The sequence below is a fragment of the Pantoea sp. SIMBA_079 genome (assembly GCF_046940275.1).
In the GTDB taxonomy this organism is placed as follows: Bacteria; Pseudomonadota; Gammaproteobacteria; order Enterobacterales; family Enterobacteriaceae; genus Pantoea; species Pantoea borealis.
Genome location: NZ_JAWRYR010000002.1, coordinates 113,306 through 128,324 on the forward strand (window position 1 = coordinate 113,306; position 15,019 = coordinate 128,324).

General features: G+C 53.3%; 15 protein-coding genes and 1 pseudogene. 6 read left to right on the forward strand and 10 right to left on the reverse strand.

From position 1 onward, the window contains the following. The first annotated feature begins 15 nt into the window (after positions 1-15). Together umuD and umuC are read left to right on the forward strand one after the other, a co-directional pair. Positions 16-465 (forward strand): translesion error-prone DNA polymerase V autoproteolytic subunit, encoded by a 450-nt coding sequence (gene umuD / locus SB719_RS04440; RefSeq protein WP_075050708.1) that lies wholly within the window; start codon positions 16-18, stop codon positions 463-465. A gap of 8 nt (positions 466-473) precedes the next feature. Continuing rightward, positions 474-1,748 (forward strand): translesion error-prone DNA polymerase V subunit UmuC, encoded by a 1,275-nt coding sequence (umuC, locus tag SB719_RS04445; RefSeq protein WP_113655732.1) that lies wholly within the window; start codon positions 474-476, stop codon positions 1,746-1,748. A 24-nt stretch (positions 1,749-1,772) separates the two neighbouring features. Here the strand turns inward: umuC and SB719_RS04450 are convergent. After that, positions 1,773-2,017, reverse strand: a pseudogene (locus SB719_RS04450) (DNA polymerase V subunit UmuC); the annotation flags it as partial. 134 nt (positions 2,018-2,151) lie between these two features. On the opposite strand from SB719_RS04450, the gene SB719_RS04455 reads away from it, so the two are divergent. Together SB719_RS04455 and SB719_RS04460 are read left to right on the forward strand one after the other, a co-directional pair. Continuing rightward, a complete protein-coding gene (locus tag SB719_RS04455) occupies positions 2,152-2,451 on the forward strand; it encodes a type II toxin-antitoxin system HigB family toxin (protein ID WP_304234398.1) in 300 nt (99 codons plus the stop codon). Next, on the forward strand, positions 2,451-2,843 hold the full coding sequence (locus tag SB719_RS04460; protein ID WP_412159026.1) for a helix-turn-helix domain-containing protein: 393 nt from the start codon (positions 2,451-2,453) through the stop codon (positions 2,841-2,843). Before SB719_RS04455 ends, SB719_RS04460 begins: the two co-directional genes overlap by 1 nt. A 359-nt stretch (positions 2,844-3,202) precedes the next feature. Here the strand turns inward: SB719_RS04460 and SB719_RS04465 are convergent, their stop codons facing one another. Together SB719_RS04465 and dsdC are read right to left on the reverse strand one after the other, a co-directional pair. After that, positions 3,203-3,490, reverse strand: coding sequence for a peptidase (locus tag SB719_RS04465; RefSeq protein ID WP_412158938.1), 288 nt, complete (start codon positions 3,488-3,490; stop codon positions 3,203-3,205). A gap of 38 nt (positions 3,491-3,528) precedes the next feature. Beyond that, a complete protein-coding gene (gene dsdC, locus SB719_RS04470; RefSeq protein ID WP_412159027.1) occupies positions 3,529-4,440 on the reverse strand; it encodes a DNA-binding transcriptional regulator DsdC in 912 nt (303 codons plus the stop codon). Between the two features lie 222 nt (positions 4,441-4,662). On the opposite strand from dsdC, the gene SB719_RS04475 reads away from it, so the two are divergent. Next, complete coding sequence (locus tag SB719_RS04475) at positions 4,663-5,982, forward strand: D-serine ammonia-lyase (protein WP_412158939.1); 1,320 nt, start codon at positions 4,663-4,665, stop codon at positions 5,980-5,982. A 115-nt stretch (positions 5,983-6,097) separates the two neighbouring features. Here the strand turns inward: SB719_RS04475 and SB719_RS04480 are convergent, their stop codons facing one another. The 3 genes from SB719_RS04480 to SB719_RS04490 are packed head-to-tail and all read right to left on the reverse strand — an operon-like array spanning position 6,098 to position 7,641. After that, complete coding sequence (locus SB719_RS04480; RefSeq protein WP_412158940.1) at positions 6,098-6,574, reverse strand: DUF1348 family protein; 477 nt, start codon at positions 6,572-6,574, stop codon at positions 6,098-6,100. 58 nt (positions 6,575-6,632) lie between these two features. Further along, complete coding sequence (locus tag SB719_RS04485; RefSeq protein WP_412158941.1) at positions 6,633-7,199, reverse strand: TetR/AcrR family transcriptional regulator; 567 nt, start codon at positions 7,197-7,199, stop codon at positions 6,633-6,635. 40 nt (positions 7,200-7,239) lie between these two features. Next, positions 7,240-7,641, reverse strand: a complete 402-nt coding sequence (locus tag SB719_RS04490) for a RidA family protein (protein ID WP_065647524.1) — start codon at positions 7,639-7,641, stop codon at positions 7,240-7,242. Positions 7,642-7,781: 140 nt separating this feature from the next. On the opposite strand from SB719_RS04490, the gene SB719_RS04495 reads away from it, so the two are divergent. After that, on the forward strand, positions 7,782-8,384 hold the full coding sequence (locus SB719_RS04495; RefSeq protein WP_065647523.1) for a TetR/AcrR family transcriptional regulator: 603 nt from the start codon (positions 7,782-7,784) through the stop codon (positions 8,382-8,384). A gap of 93 nt (positions 8,385-8,477) precedes the next feature. Here the strand turns inward: SB719_RS04495 and SB719_RS04500 are convergent, their stop codons facing one another. The 4 genes from SB719_RS04500 to SB719_RS04515 all read right to left on the reverse strand — a co-directional run bounded on the left by SB719_RS04500 (position 8,478) and on the right by SB719_RS04515 (position 14,979). Further along, complete coding sequence (locus tag SB719_RS04500) at positions 8,478-9,017, reverse strand: glyoxalase/bleomycin resistance/extradiol dioxygenase family protein (protein ID WP_065647522.1); 540 nt, start codon at positions 9,015-9,017, stop codon at positions 8,478-8,480. Positions 9,018-9,180: 163 nt separating this feature from the next. Further along, positions 9,181-12,285 carry a multidrug efflux RND transporter permease subunit gene (locus SB719_RS04505; protein ID WP_412158942.1) on the reverse strand — a complete coding sequence of 1,035 codons (3,105 nt, stop codon included), beginning with the start codon at positions 12,283-12,285 and terminating at the stop codon, positions 9,181-9,183. Positions 12,286-12,318: 33 nt separating this feature from the next. Beyond that, positions 12,319-13,437, reverse strand: coding sequence for an efflux RND transporter periplasmic adaptor subunit (locus SB719_RS04510; RefSeq protein ID WP_065647520.1), 1,119 nt, complete (start codon positions 13,435-13,437; stop codon positions 12,319-12,321). A gap of 45 nt (positions 13,438-13,482) precedes the next feature. Beyond that, positions 13,483-14,979, reverse strand: a complete 1,497-nt coding sequence (locus tag SB719_RS04515) for an MFS transporter (protein ID WP_412158943.1) — start codon at positions 14,977-14,979, stop codon at positions 13,483-13,485. Positions 14,980-15,019: the final 40 nt, after the last annotated feature.

Consider the following 15,019-nt stretch of genomic DNA (forward strand, 5'->3'; position numbering starts at 1 on the left):
CCGGGACGCCGCGTTATGAAAGCGGTCAGTTACGCTCAGGGCCTGACGCTGTTATGGCCGCCGATTTTTACCCCAACGGTAAAGGTGCCGCTGTACGCAGATCCCTGCTCAGCTGGCTTTCCCTCCCCTGCTCAGGATTATGTAGAGAAAGAGCTGGACCTGAATGAGCTTTGTATTCGCAGACGGGCGTCCACATTCTTCGTACGGGCCAGTGGCAACAGCATGCAGGAGCTGGGGCTTTATGACGGTGATGTTATGGTGGTCGATCGCGCGGAGCCACCCACGCACGGCGACATCGTCATTGCCGAGGTTGGCGGTGAGTTCACAGTTAAGCGCCTGCAGCTGCTCCCGAGGGTGGCACTGCTGCCCATGAACCCTGCTTACGCCGCCATCTATCCGGAAGAGCTGCAGCTGCTCGGCGTTGTCACCTGGTTCTTTAACAGTACCCGGGCCCGTCGGAGATAATTATGCCCATGTTCGGACTGGCTGACGTCAACTCTTTCTATGCCAGCTGTGAGACGCTTTTCCGCCCGGACCTGCGTGGCAGGCCGGTAGTCGTGCTCAGTAACAACGATGGCTGCGTTATTGCGCGCTCTGCTGGCGCAAAAGCTCTGGGTATAAAAATGGGTGCACCGTGGTTCCAGATAAAAACGCAGGACTATCCGGAAAAGATACACGTGTTCAGCTCAAACTATGCGCTGTATCACAGCCTGAGCCAGAGAGTAATGACCGCGCTTGAGGAGATAACGCCACGCGTCGAGCAGTACAGCATTGATGAAATGTTCCTGGATATTACCGGTATTAACGGCTGTGAGGACTTCGAAGCTTTTGGTCGTCGCCTGCGCGCGCATGTATTTACCACAACGGGTCTTACCGTCGGTGTCGGCATGGGGCCCACTAAAACGCTGGCAAAATCGGCCCAGTGGGCGAGTAAGGAGTGGAAGCAGTTTCGCGGCGTGCTGGCGCTGACGCCGGGTAATCTGAAACGTACCGAAACTCTGCTAGCTAACCAGCCCGTTGAGGAAATATGGGGTGTGGGACGGCGTATCGGTAAGCGACTCAGCCTGATGGGCATCGAAACCGCCCTGCAGCTGTCACGCGCGCGTCCAAAGTTCATTCGCGATAACTTTTCCGTGGTACTGGAACGCACCGTACGCGAGCTGAACGGTGAGTCATGTATTCCGCTGGAAGAACTGCCGCCGGCAAAACAGCAGATAGTCTGCAGTCGCAGCTTCGGGGAGCGCATTACAACAAAAACAGCCATGCAGCAGGCGCTGTGTCAGTACGCTGCACGCGCAGCGGAAAAGCTGCGAGGGGAACGTCAGTACTGCCGCAACATCGGCGTGTTTATCCGGACGTCGCCACACGCCAGCGGTGAGGTGTTTTACGGAAACAGCGCCGGAGAGAAGCTGACACTACCAACACAGGATACGCGGGACATCATTGAGTCTGCGATGCGGTCGCTCGATTGTATCTGGCTTGAGGGGCGCAGATACATGAAAGCAGGCATCATGCTTGATAACTTTACGCCGAACGGCGTAAGCCAGCTAAATCTGTTTGACGATAATCGGCCACGGGCTAAAAGCGCACAGCTGATGAAGGTACTGGACGGCATTAATCAGTCAGGACTGGGAAATGTGTGGTTTGCCGGACAGGGAATTAACACTGAGTGGAAAATGAAGCGTGAAATGCTTAGCCCTGCCTGGACCACGCGCTGGTCAGACATTCCTAAAGCACGTGTGCTCTGAGACGATTATTAATTAAGCAGTTGAAACTGTATTCCACATAACGCCATAGAGTTCATAGTTAGAACTAAAAACGTGTACGCCGTTATCGCGAAAATAGCGTTCATGCTTAAACCAGGGAGCCGCCATTTTTATACCCATGCGCTTTGCTTCAGCTGAACGGGCAATCACGCAGCCATTATTGTTTGAGACCACAGCGATAGGTTTCCCACGCAAATCGGGCCGGAATACGGTTTCGCAGGATGTGTAAAGTTGTTAGCGTCTGCCAGCACGAATAGAGAAAAACTCTCTTAGCAATCACTGTTTATGCATACAGTACATTTAAAAATAGAAATATGTCTTAACCGTTGACGTCCCATTTTGGGATTGTTATTCTGGTCCCAATTTGGGACTATAGGGAAAGCCAGTGCGGATTATATCAATCGCCTCTCTCAAACAATTCCGGGAGACGCATAATCAGGCGGAGCAACCCCTGAAAGCATGGGTAGATGAAGTCAAAAAGGCACAGTGGAAAACGCCACAGGACATCAAGGACAAATACAGGTCCGCAGATTTTCTGAGTAACAATCGGGTGGTATTTAATATCAAAGGCAATGATTATCGACTGATTGTTGCAGTGGCTTACAGGTTTCAGGCGGTCTACATCAAGTTTGTTGGAACGCACGCTGAATACGATAAAATAGACGCAGATACGGTGGATATGTGATGACTTACAAAATCAAACCGATTCATAACGAAGCAGATTACGAGGCAGCTCTGGCCGCTGTATCCCCGCTGTTTGACAATGAGCCGGAGCCAGGAAGCGCAGCCGGAGATTTTCTGGAAGTAATGATCCTGCTTATTGAAAAGTACGAGCAGGAACACTATCCGATAGAAGTACCCGATCCAGTAGAGGCGATTAAGTTCCGCATGGAGCAGATGGGGCTGACGGCGAAAGACCTGGTGCCTGCGATTGGACGCCCAAACCGGGTTTATGAAGTACTGAACAATAAGCGTGCGCTGACGCTTCCGATGATCCGTAACCTGCATGAAATGTTTAATATACCGCTGGCATCGCTGGTAGGCGCAGCGGAGCCCAAACGGATACAAATGCAGTAACCGAAGCCCGCCGCATGCGGGCTTTTATTCCTGCAGCGTATGGTTGCAACCCAGCCCGGTCAAATCGGTAAGGCACAGGTCACTATGCCACAGAAAGAAAGGTCGAAATCTGCCATCAGAGTACAAGCTCGCCGTTGCCAGACTGCTACTGCAGCGCTGGAGACGGGATCAGCAGCAGTCAGCGCAGGACATGCTCGTCATGAGCTGTAATAGAGAATGGCAGTATGGCAGCAGGTCTGAGAGCACCACGAGAGGCCACAGCGCTTAAACAGCTTACTTAGTGCGGATTATCGTACCTGGCCTGAAAATGGTTTCACAGGAGGCGTAAAAATTGTTGGCATCAGCAAGCGCAAACATCGCTATTCTCCTGCAGGTCCGGTGAAACCCTGGCCCGCGATATCATTGAGTGCATAAGCCACCACGCCCCACACCGGCAGCGGCTGGTTCTCATCGAGCAGAACGACAGCCCCGGGCATCTCCAGCGACTGCAGCGCCGGAACGGGTTTCAGCAGCAATCTGTGCAGCACCAGTTCACCCTCATATTCCGCCACAATAATCTGACCGTGCCGCGGCGTCAGTGCCCGATCAACTGCCAGAACTGAGCCTTTGATAATACCCGCCTCCGGGCAGGCTGTATCACTGCGCATCAGGTAGGTTGACCAGGGCGACAATGCTATGAGCGCAGTTATCTCTCTTTCGCTACGGTTTCCTGCAGCCAGCGGATAAAGGTTTCGGTCTTTGGCCAGCGTCTGTCGGCGCGGGTAGCGATGTAATACCGTTCTTTGCACAGCAGCGCCAGCCGGGGGAAAGGGGTTATCAGTTCGCCAGAGGCGATACGCTGTTTCAGCAGCGTCTTACGTCCCATCGCGATGCCGGCATGGTTTATCGCTGCCGCAACCGCAAGCTCTGCCTGATCAAATTCGGCGCGGCGTGCTGCCGTGATATCCACGTTAAAGTGCGCTGCCCACAACAGCCATTCATTTGCTCCGGAATCCACCCCCCACGCCTGACGATCGTGCAGCAGGCGACAGGCCCGCAGATTCTCCGGGCAGTCTGCCAGCCTGAATTGTTCAGCGTAGCGCGGGCTGCATACCGGAATAATATGTTCATCCATCAGCGGATCGAGATGAAACCTGTCCGGCACGTCAGCATCAAAACAGATGGCCAGGTCAGCACCCATCTTATGCAGATCAACCGGTTCGTTTCCGGTATTGATCACAAGATCGATAGCAGGATGGTGTTCCAGAAAGGACGCCACCGCCGGTGCAAGCCAGGCGTGCGCAAACGACGGGCGACTGTATACCGTAAGTCTTCCGCTGAAACCCTGATTCCTGATGCCCTGAATTTCCCGGTTGAGATAGTCGAGTGACGTACTCATTGCATTGAAAATGCGCTCACCTTCTTCGGTCAGCAGTACCCTGCGGTGTAAACGAATGAACAGGGCGATGCCGAGTTCTTTTTCCAGCTGGCTGATACGGTGGCTGACTGCACTGGGCGTCAGCGACAGTGCAGCCGCTGCTTCGGCAAACGAGCCGTGGCGGGCAGCCGCTTCAAAGGTGAAAAGACGTCCCAGCTGGCCACCCTTTATTTCACGCATTGCAGAGGACAATTTTTTACCCTTGTCAGTTAACAGGTTGATAGAGTGACTAATTTGTTAAACCGGTGTGTGCATGGCAGATAAAGCACGTAATGCGCGATTATATTTTGGGTTAGCTGAGCTCATGTTAAGTTGAAGAACTATCGTTTGTCACCCTGCAAACGGGTGCATTTAAATAGCACTCTATTTCCTTTTTATGCGCAATGCTGATTGAGAGTGACCATGACTGATTTAACTGAAAAACTCCGGTCTGTGCCGGTGGTAAGCGATCTGATCGCGCTACGTGAAACCCTCTGGTTTAACGACAAGGTGACGACGGCAGAAAGGGGACTTCTGCATACGGGACTGACGCGCAAAGACGCTGAAGATGCCGAAGCTCGTCTGCGTCGGTTCGCTCCGCTGCTCGCCGCTGCCTTTCCGGAAACGGCCGGGAGTGGCGGGATTATTGAGTCAGATATGGTGCCTGTACCCGCGATGCAGGCGCGGCTGGAACAGAGTGCGCCGCTGCCGGGCAGACTCTGGCTGAAAAAAGATAGCCACCTGCCCATTTCAGGGTCAATCAAAGCGCGCGGCGGCATTTATGAAGTTCTCGCACATGCGGAGAAGCTGGCGCTGGAGGCGGGCCTCATCACGCCAGACGATGACTACAGCCTGCTGCTTTCGCCGGCGCATCGTCAGTTTTTCAGCCAGCATAAAATAGCCGCAGGTTCAACGGGCAACCTGGGCCTTTCGATCGGCATAATGAGCGCCCGGCTCGGGTTTCACGTTACCGTACATATGTCGGCGGATGCGCGTCAGTGGAAGAAAGAGATGCTGCGCGGGCACGGGGCAGACGTGATTGAATATGAGCAGGATTACGGCGTTGCCGTAAAGCAGGGCCGCAAAGCGGCTGAGTCCGATCCCGCCTGCTTTTTCATTGATGATGAAAATTCACGCACGCTGTTTCTGGGCTATGCCGTGGCCGGGCTGCGTCTGCCAGCACAGCTGGAAGAAAAAGGCATTACTGTCGATGCGTCCCATCCGCTTTTCGTGTATCTGCCCTGCGGCGTGGGGGGCGGACCGGGAGGCGTCGCTTTTGGCCTGAAGCTGGCTTTTGGCGATAACGTCCACTGCTTCTTTGCGGAACCTACGCATTCACCCTGTATGCTGCTGGGAATGAGTACCGGTCTGCACGATCGCATTGCGGTACAGGATATCGGCATTGATAATCAAACCGCTGCGGATGGGCTGGCGGTAGGGCGCGCTTCCGGCTTCGTAGGGCGGGCGATGGAGCAGCTGATCGACGGCTGCTGTACGATCAGCGATCGGACTCTGTATGACCTGCTTGTCATGCTGGATGAAACGGAAGGCATTCAGCTTGAACCCTCCGCGCTGGCGGGCATGTCCGGACCCCAGCGCGTCGCGGCAAGCCCGGATTATCTGGCGCAGCGGGGGATCACCCCGCAGCAGCTGCAGCAGGCCACGCATCTTGTCTGGGCAACCGGCGGAGGCATGGTCCCCGCCGCTGAAATGCAGCACTACCTCGCTAAAGCCAGGCGCTGATAAACGCATGCAGCAGCAGGGATCCTCTCCTGGCAGGGGACGGTGACGTCGTCAGTCGGGTCGAATGACACGACAATTGACGGGCAGGGCAGCCACGCGAGCTGCCCGGCCGCCGTTACAACCCCAGCGCAGTCAGCCCCGGATGATCGTCCGGACGCCGTCCCAGCGGCCAGAAAAATTTGCGTTCGCTCTCTTTGATAGGCATATCGTTGATACAGGCAAAGCGACGTTTCATCAGGCCATCGCCCTCAAACTCCCAGTTTTCATTGCCGTAAGAGCGGAACCAGTTACCGGAATCATCGCGCCATTCATACGCGTAGCGAACGGCAATGCGGTTGCCATCAAACGCCCAGAGTTCCTTAATAAGGCGGTACTCAAGCTCTTTTTTCCATTTACGGGCCAGAAACGCTTCGGCTTCTTCACGGATATGGGCAAATTCGGTGCGGTTGCGCCATTGCGTGTCCGTTGAGTAAGCCAGTGCGACTTTGGCGGCATCGCGGGTGTTCCAGCCATCTTCGGCCAGGCGCACTTTTTCCATTGCCGTTTCGCGGGTAAAAGGGGGAAGCGGCGGGCGCAGATGTGCATCAGACATAGTAAAACTCCTGTAAATTCCGGTTGATGAGTAAAAACAGGGTGCTGAGAAAAAAGTTTTAAGAAACCTGATCCAGTAAAATTTTTGCCACGTCGCGTGCGTCGTCGGCAGCGCTCCCGCTCCCCATGACATAGGATGCGGTAATGGCGCCCTCTATCAGAATCAGCAACTGCCTCGCCAGCGCGTCGGGATGCACAACATTCATCTGTTTGCTGAGCTCAAGTACGTAATCCAGTAATTTCTGTTTGTGGATTTTCGCTATCTGGCGCACTGCGTCGTCAGGATTGCCTGTCTCACCGGCGGTGTTAATAAACGCGCAGCCGCGGAAACCGTCTGACTCAAACCAGCTTTTCAGCACGGTAAACATATTCAGAATGCGATCCTGCGGCGTTTTGTCTTGATCAGAAGCGGTTCTGAACCACGCCATCCACTGCTCATCGCGTGCGCTCAGCGCGGCTGATGCCACCTCTTCTTTACTGGTGAAGTGGCGATAAATACTTTTTCTGGCGACGCCTGAGGTCTTCACCAGAAGGTCCATGCCCATAGCATGAATACCGTTCTGATAAATAAGCTGCTCAGCACTCGTGAGGATTTTTGCCCGGGTATTGCCTGTTGTTTTGTTCATGGCTCTAAGGTAGAACGATCGTTCTACCTCGTCAACGTTTTTATGCCTGAGATTCAGGAATGCGGGCAATAACCTTTATCTCAAAATCAAATCCCGCCAGCCAGTTAACGCCCACGGCGGTCCAGTTAGGGTAGGGAGGCGCCGGGAAAATAGTTTGTTTCACCTGCATGATGGTTGAAAACTGGTTCTCCGGGTCGGTATGAAAGGTAGTCACATCAATCAAATCTTTAAACGTACATCCTGCCGCAGCAAGCGTGGCTTTGAGATTCTCAAAAGCGCGCTGTACCTGGGTTGCAAAGTCTGGCTCCGGGGTGCCGTCGTCGCGGCTGCCCACCTGTCCGGAAACAAATAATAAATCGCCAGAACGGATTGCTGCAGAATAGCCATGCTGCTCATAAAGAGCGTGACGATGAGCAGGAAAAACAGGTGTTGGCTGGGTCATAGTGATTCCTTTGCAGGGATTAGCGTCAGGGGATGCGCGGCATAAACAAAAGGATTAATATACGCGGCGTATGTAAAATTAATCACACATACGCCGTGTATGTCAAATGGCATACGCAGCGTTAGCTGCAGGAAGAGCATATGGTTACTAAACGCCGCACAGAAACGATGGAAGAAAACCGGAAGAAGTTGATTTCAGCTGCACGCAAAGCGTTTGCTGAAAAAGGGTTTGCCGCTGCATCAATGGACGATCTGACTGCCAGTGTCGGTCTGACGCGCGGAGCGCTTTATCATAATTTTGGGGATAAAAAAGGGTTACTGGCTGCGGTAGTTGCGCAGATCGATTCTGAAATGGCGCAACGCGCTAAACGCGAAGCGGCAGACGCCGAAAACGATCAGCAAACGCTCCTCGCTGAAGGGGTAGCCTATATCAGAATGGCGCTGGATGAAGAAGTCCGGCGCATTGTTCTGCTTGATGGTCCCGCTTTTCTTGGCGATCCTGCAAAATGGCCGAGTCAGAATAACTGCCTCAACGCCACTCGTGAGAGCATGTCAGATCTGATCGAACGTGGATTAATCAAACCGGTAGATGTGGATGCCGCCGCCTGGCTGTTAAATGGCGCAGCACTGAATGCCGCACAATGGGTGGCCGCAAGCGGCAATCCGCAACAGGCATTACCAAAAGCCATCCAGGCATTTACTCTGCTGGTCAGCGGCCTGCTCTGTTTTAATACCCATTCCTGAAACCTGCCTAAGCGACACCGATCACTATAAAAGCGTGCTACAGAGCATTAACAACAGCCTCTGCTGAACAATGCTCTGTGCAATAGGCTTTCTTTATTCAGATGATGATGTCGAGGCGGGGATCCATCGCGTAGCGGTCGCGGAAGGATCATAACTCAGGGCATCCGGAAGAGAAATAAGCTCAATGAGAAGACCAAATGGCGTCATGCAAAACCATGTCTGATTGCCTTTACCCTGCTCCTGAGCAAAACAGTCTGAGGGGCCATCAAACATTTTTGCGCCATGCGCACGTAATTTTTCACCGGTCTGGTGAATGTCGTCAACGTAGAGAGAAAAATGGTTGATGCCGGGCTGGGATGGATTAGCCTGATGATCCTTTGCCACCGGTTGCGTCTGAAACAGTTCCACGTTACATCCATTAGCGAGACGTAACATGGCCAGACCGGTCAGATTAAACTCACCGGGAAAACCATTTAATGGCTGCATAGTTTTGCCGTCTATATTTTTCTCTGCTTCTTCTGGAGGCACTAACTGATAAAGAACGGAAGCGCCAAGTGCATCAATGAAAAATTGTTTTGCCTGTTCAATATCTGCAACAGTAATTCCAATATGCTCAATACCGCGAATAGTCATTTTCCCTCCAGTTGTTATATCTGTCCTTAATGCTGACGTAAGGTATAAGCCTGGCAGAAATGAGGCGCATGTCACGTAACCAGGCTAACTTCTCCATGCTGAAAAATAGTCGTGCTAACGCTGCTGATGCCTGTCAGCAGCGCCATTACGAAAAACCGCTCTGTCAGGCCCGATGCTTTTTGAGCAATCTTTCGTGCAGACTCAATACCGCAACGAAAAACACCGGGACAAAGAAAATTGCCAGCAGCGTACCCGTTACCATACCGCCAAACACACCCGTGCCAATCGCCTGCTGTGTGGTTGCGCTTGCCCCGCTTGCCAGCATCAGTGGTACTACGCCCAGTGTAAACGCCAGTGACGTCATCATGATCGGCCTCAGACGCATCCTGGCTGCCTTCACCGTTGCGCTAATCAGACCTTCACCCTCATGTTGAAGCTGGCGCGCAAACTCAACGATCAGAATGGCGTTTTTAGCCGAAAGCCCGATGATGGTTATCATGCCCACCTTAAAGAAGGCGTCATTCGCCATTCCGCGCATGTAGACAGCAATCAGGGCACCTAACAGCCCCAGTGGAACAACCAGCATGACCGAGACCGGTATTGACCAGCTTTCATAAAGCGCGGCAAGTACCAGGAAAATAACCAGCATGGAAAGGATCATCAGCATCGGCGCTTCTGAAGCTGACTGCTGTTCCTGCAGTGACTGACCGGTCCATTCAATAGCAAATCCGGCAGGCAGCGTGGAGGCGATTTTTTCCATTTCAGCCATCGCATCCCCGCTTGAATAACCCCAGTTTGGCCAGCCGGTAACGCGGAATGCCGGATAGCCCTGATAACGGATAAGCTGAACCGGCGACTGTTGCCAGAGGGGACGAACAAACTCCGAAAGCTGCACCATACCGCCATTTTTATTGCGCACGTTCAGCTTAAGGATGTCATTCAGCTGCATACGTGACGACGCCTCAGCCTGCACAATGACCTGCTGTATACGACCATTATTGGGGAAGTCGTTGACGTAACTTGAACCCAGTGCGCCTGATAAAGTCTGATTGATTTCGCTGAATGATACGCCCATCGCCTCGGCTTTCGGACGGTCAATCTTCAGGCTGACGCCCATACCATCCGGGAGGCCATCCATATAAACGCCATACAGCACTTTGCTCTGTCCGGCTTTTTCCAGAAGCGTATTCAGCGCGTTAACCAGTTCCGGATAGCCGTGCCCTGAGCGATCTTCCAGGCGCAGCGTAAAGCCGGAAGACGTACTCAACTCCGAAATGGCCGGCGGCATCAGGCTGGTGATGGTGGCTTCCGGGATCGTGCCCAGGGCATTCTGGACGTTATTCACCTCATCCTGCGCCGTGGCACCATTGCGTTTATCCCAGTCTTTCAGCGTGGTAAAGGCCATGGCAGAGTTGGTGCCGGAACCGGAGAAGCTGAAACCCAGAATGGATACGTTGCGTTCAATGCCGGGGCGTTCCAGTACCATGCTTTCATACTTCTTAACCACCTGCTCCGTGCGCGCCATCGTGGCATCTGCAGGTAGCTGAATTGACGTAATAAAGTATCCCTGATCCTCATCAGGCAGAAACGACGAAGGTAAATATTTAAAGCCCAGCCAGAGCACGCCACACAGCACCACATAGATCAGCGACATTCGCCCGGTTTTGCGCACTACGCGCGTCACACCATTTTCATAACGCCCGGTCATCCGATCAAACGTGCGGTTGAACCAGCTGAAAAAAGGGTTCTTTTTATGTGAATCTGCCGTAACCGGTTTGAGCAGAGTGGCGCATAACGCTGGGGTCAACGTTAAAGCCAGAAACGCAGAGAACAGGATCGACACGGCCATCGACAGAGTAAACTGACGATAGATAACGCCAACCGAACCTGAAGCCAGTCCCATTGGAAGGAAAACAGCCGTAAGCACCAGCGTAATCCCCACCACTGCGCCGGTGATTTCCTTCATGGCTTTTACCGTTGCGTCTCTGGGAGATAGCCCCTCTTCTGCCATCAGGCGTTCAACGTTTTCCACCACAACAATGGCGTCATCCACGATGATGCCGATAGCCAGCACCATGCCATACATGGTCAGCACGTTGATAGAGAACCCGGCCAGCATCATGATGGTGAAGGTGCCGAGTAGTGCCACCGGCGCAACGATAGCCGGAATAAAGGTATACCGAACGTTCTGCAGGAAGAGGTACATGACCAGGAACACCAGTACCATTGCCTCTATGAACGTGTGTACCACCTTTTCGATAGAAATTTTAACAAACGGCGAGGTGTCAAAGGGAATGGAGTAAGTCATCCCTTCCGGGAACGATTTTGCCAGCTCCTGCATACGCGCCTTTACAGCTTCCGAGGTGCGCACCGCATTTGCGCCTGGCGAAAGCTGGATGGCGGCGGCAGTAGAACTATGCCCGTTTTCACGAATGGCAAAGCCGTAGGACTGAAGACCCAGTTCGACTTTGGCTACGTCACCCAGCGTTACCCGCGAACCATCCGCATTTGCCCGTAGCACAATCTGTCGAAATGCCTCTGGTGTGCCAAGCTGTCCATCAACGTCCAGCGGGTAGGCCGTGAGCTGCTGGGGTAATGCCGGTGAATCACCCAGCTTGCCCGGCGAGACCTGCGCATTCTGCTCGGTGATGGCGGTGGTAATATCGCTGACTGACAGCCGGTAGGAAATCATCCTGGCCGGATCGACCCATATACGCATGGCTTTTTCTGAACCAAACGCCTGAAGTTTACCTACGCCGTCAATACGACGGAGTTCATCCGTTACCTTTCGCGCAAAGTAATCGCTCAGGTCAGCCTCGGTAAACTTACCGTTCGGCGAGTTCAGGCCGACCATCATCAGAAAGCCGGACGAAGCGGCCTCAACGTTCAGGCCATTCTGGCGTACGGCCTGCGGCAGACGCGGCTCAACCACTTTAATCTGGTTCTGGACATCGACCTGTGCCAGCCGGATATCCGTGCCGGGTTTAAACGTCACGGTAATCGTCGCCACACCGGATGTATCGCTGGTTGACTCGTAGTAAAGCAGGTCGTCAACGCCCGAGAGCTCACGTTCGATCAGTGAAATGACCGATTCGTTCATAGTCTCTGGCGTGGCGCCCGGATAGGTAACCGTAATGGATACGCTGGGCGGAGCCACAGAAGGATATTGTGCGACCGGAAGCTGCGGGATCGCAATGACACCCAGAAGGATAATAAAAAGCGCTATAACCCACGCAAAGATGGGTCTGCGGATAAAAAACTGAGACATCAGATATTCCCGTGTTTAATGAACAGTGCTGAACTAACTGGCTGTATTTTCCGGCTGGACAGAGACTTCAGCCCCTTCCTGAAGCTTGTCCTGCCCTTCAACGACAATTTTTTCACCGGCCTTAAGGCCGTGCGTAACCGTCACGCCTTCAGCAGTCTGCTCACCGGTCTGGATTTCCATGCGCTGCGCTTTATTGGCACTGTCAATGATCCACACGGTGGTTTGGTCTTTATTACGGTTAAGCGCCTGCTCGGGCACGGCCATGCCTGCTTTATTAATCAGCCGGGTAATACGGAGTTTGACGAACATGCCGGGCAGTAACGTGCGCTGTGGATTTTCAGCTTCAGCTCGCAGGACAACATCCCCGGTTTCATCGCTGACGCTGATACCAGAGAACAGAAGCTTTGCCGCCAGTTCATAAGGTTGACCGGCATCATCAAGCAGGGTGACAACAGGCGCAGCCTCCTGCTGACCTTGACTCATCAAAGCGCGAAGCGCCTGAGCCGGAACCCGTGCGTCAACATAGACGTTTGCCAGCTGCTGAATGGTAGCCATAGCCTGCGAATCACCCGGGCTGACCAGAGCGCCCTCCGTCACCAGCTCCTGATCAATACGGCCGCTGATGGGCGCACGGACGGTGGCATAGTTGAGATCCAGTGTCTTACGATTAAGTGAGGCTGTTGCCTCTGCTAAATCGGCGGCAGCCTGTGCGCTGCTGGCTTTCGCATCATCAAAATCCTGCTGGCTAATGGCTGCGCTTTGCTGCAACCGGGAGAAACGGTACGCACGCTGACTCATCTGCTGGTAAGTGGCTTTCGCTTTAGCAACCGCAGCACGAGCCATTTCGACATCCGCTTCAAAAGGCGCGGGGTCGATTTGGAACAGAGGTTGTCCCTGCTGAATTTCAGAGCCCTGCGTAAACAGTCGCTTTTGTATAATTCCCCCCACCTGAGGGCGAATTTGTGCCGTCCTGACGGCTAAGACTCGAGCCGGAAAGGTCTGTGATATATAAATTTCCTGCGTCTTAAGCGTTTGTGTAACAACGTTTGGCTTAGCCGGAGACGCATTCATATCGGCCTGCTCCGATGAGTCGCAGCCGGTAATGCCGCCGAGGCAGAGAGCAGTGGTTAATACCAGCATCCTGAATTTCATAATAAATATCCAATAGGGGTGAACGAATAATTTGCCGGTGAGCGTTCAATCGTGACGAAGAGCACTTTCCGGTTTAAAAATCACGAAGGTCAGCAGCATCAGCAGCCCCAGCATGATTGAGGCCGCTTCCAGCGTGATGGAGTGAGAATGCATAAACGCAGACGAAGCGGCTGAAAGCAGCTGCTCCCGGCTTGAGTTATCCAGCAGACGTGAGGCTTCAACGGCCTCACTAAAGGATGACGCTGCGGAAGAAGATACGGCGTCCGGCAGTCCTTCCGGCAGGTGAATATTTGTGGAGTACACAGCAGCCAGCATCGAGCCAAACAAAGTAATGCCGAGACCGGTGCCCAGTTCATAAGACATACCCTCAATCGAGCCGGCCGATGCCGCCTTGCTGGCTGGCGCAGCGGTCATGATCGCTGAGGAGGAAGCCATCAGAGCTAAGGTATCGCCCACGCCGAGTAACACCATCCATGCCCAAACCTTGTGAGGCTGGCTGACAAAATCGATGCCGGAAAGTGCATAAAGACTCATCGCGGACCCGGCTAACCCGGTAATTGCGACGGGTCTGATACCGAAGCGGGTAATCAAAGGCGCAGCAAGCGGCCCGGCTACGCTGGCTGCCAGCATCAGCGGCAGCATGTACATTCCGGCCTCAAGTGGCGTGAAACGGTGCACGAACTGCAGCTCCTGAGAAATAACCAGCTCGAAGCCGACCAGGGTGATCATGGAAGTCATGGCAAGAATGACGCCGGCAATGATATTGCGCTGCGTAATCAGCCCTCTGTCCAGTAAAGGCTCAGCTGAAAAAACCTGAAGGGCGATAAATCCGGTAAGTAACACAAGGCTGACGAGTAAGAGATAAAGCGGTAATACACCCTGGTCTTCTGGCTTTATCAGACTCTTGGCAGAATAAATGAACATCAGAATGGCGCTCATCAGCAACAGAGCCTGGCTAAGATTAACCGGTGGCTGACTACAGGACTTATCATCCCTAACTCTTCGCCTGATCAGAATGAGGACGATGACTACGACAGGTACGTTAATAAGAAAAACTGAGCCCCAGTAGAAGTGGGTCAGCAGAGCGCCTCCAACCAGCGGCCCCGCCAGCGCACCGCCCGTACCGATAGCGGTCCAGATGCCCAGAGCAAGATTTCTGTCTTTTTCTTCAGGAAAATTGTGCCGGAGGGCAGCCAGCGTCGCCGGTAATATCATTGACGCACCCATGGCCAGCAGCGCGCGCGCAGCGATGAGTAACGAAGGTGAGGTGGCAAACGCTGCTGCCAGAGATCCTAAACCAAACAGCGAGCTACCATAAAAAGCCAGATTTCTATAACCAATCCTGTCTCCCAGTGCGCCCATAGGGAGCAGTAACGCGGCCATGAAGAGTGGATAAATATCCAGTATCCACAATAGCTGGTTATGGGTTGCCTGAAGCTGGACGCTCAGAAGCGGTGCAGCCACATATAAAATAGTTGCATCAATTGATACCGGTAAATACATGAATATAACGACAACCAGTATATTCCATTTAGTTCGCATACTGTTGTTTACCCGAACAGTAAAAAGATGGACAAGCGTT

Bases quoted from the DNA above. Each gene is read 5' to 3' on its own strand.
- umuD (WP_075050708.1), top strand. From the start codon at position 16: ATGAAAGCGGTCAGTTACGCTCAGGGCCTGACGCTGTTATGGCCGCCG.
- umuC (WP_113655732.1), top strand. From the start codon at position 474: ATGTTCGGACTGGCTGACGTCAACTCTTTCTATGCCAGCTGTGAGACG.
- SB719_RS04460 (WP_412159026.1), top strand. From the start codon at position 2,451: ATGACTTACAAAATCAAACCGATTCATAACGAAGCAGATTACGAGGCA.
- SB719_RS04465 (WP_412158938.1), bottom strand. From the start codon at position 3,490: ATGCGCAGTGATACAGCCTGCCCGGAGGCGGGTATTATCAAAGGCTCA.
- dsdC (WP_412159027.1), bottom strand. From the start codon at position 4,440: ATGCGTGAAATAAAGGGTGGCCAGCTGGGACGTCTTTTCACCTTTGAA.
- SB719_RS04475 (WP_412158939.1), top strand. From the start codon at position 4,663: ATGACTGATTTAACTGAAAAACTCCGGTCTGTGCCGGTGGTAAGCGAT.
- SB719_RS04480 (WP_412158940.1), bottom strand. From the start codon at position 6,574: ATGTCTGATGCACATCTGCGCCCGCCGCTTCCCCCTTTTACCCGCGAA.
- SB719_RS04485 (WP_412158941.1), bottom strand. From the start codon at position 7,199: ATGAACAAAACAACAGGCAATACCCGGGCAAAAATCCTCACGAGTGCT.
- SB719_RS04490 (WP_065647524.1), bottom strand. From the start codon at position 7,641: ATGACCCAGCCAACACCTGTTTTTCCTGCTCATCGTCACGCTCTTTAT.
- SB719_RS04495 (WP_065647523.1), top strand. From the start codon at position 7,782: ATGGTTACTAAACGCCGCACAGAAACGATGGAAGAAAACCGGAAGAAG.
- SB719_RS04500 (WP_065647522.1), bottom strand. From the start codon at position 9,017: ATGACTATTCGCGGTATTGAGCATATTGGAATTACTGTTGCAGATATT.
- SB719_RS04505 (WP_412158942.1), bottom strand. From the start codon at position 12,285: ATGTCTCAGTTTTTTATCCGCAGACCCATCTTTGCGTGGGTTATAGCG.
- SB719_RS04510 (WP_065647520.1), bottom strand. From the start codon at position 13,437: ATGAAATTCAGGATGCTGGTATTAACCACTGCTCTCTGCCTCGGCGGC.
- SB719_RS04515 (WP_412158943.1), bottom strand. From the start codon at position 14,979: ATGCGAACTAAATGGAATATACTGGTTGTCGTTATATTCATGTATTTA.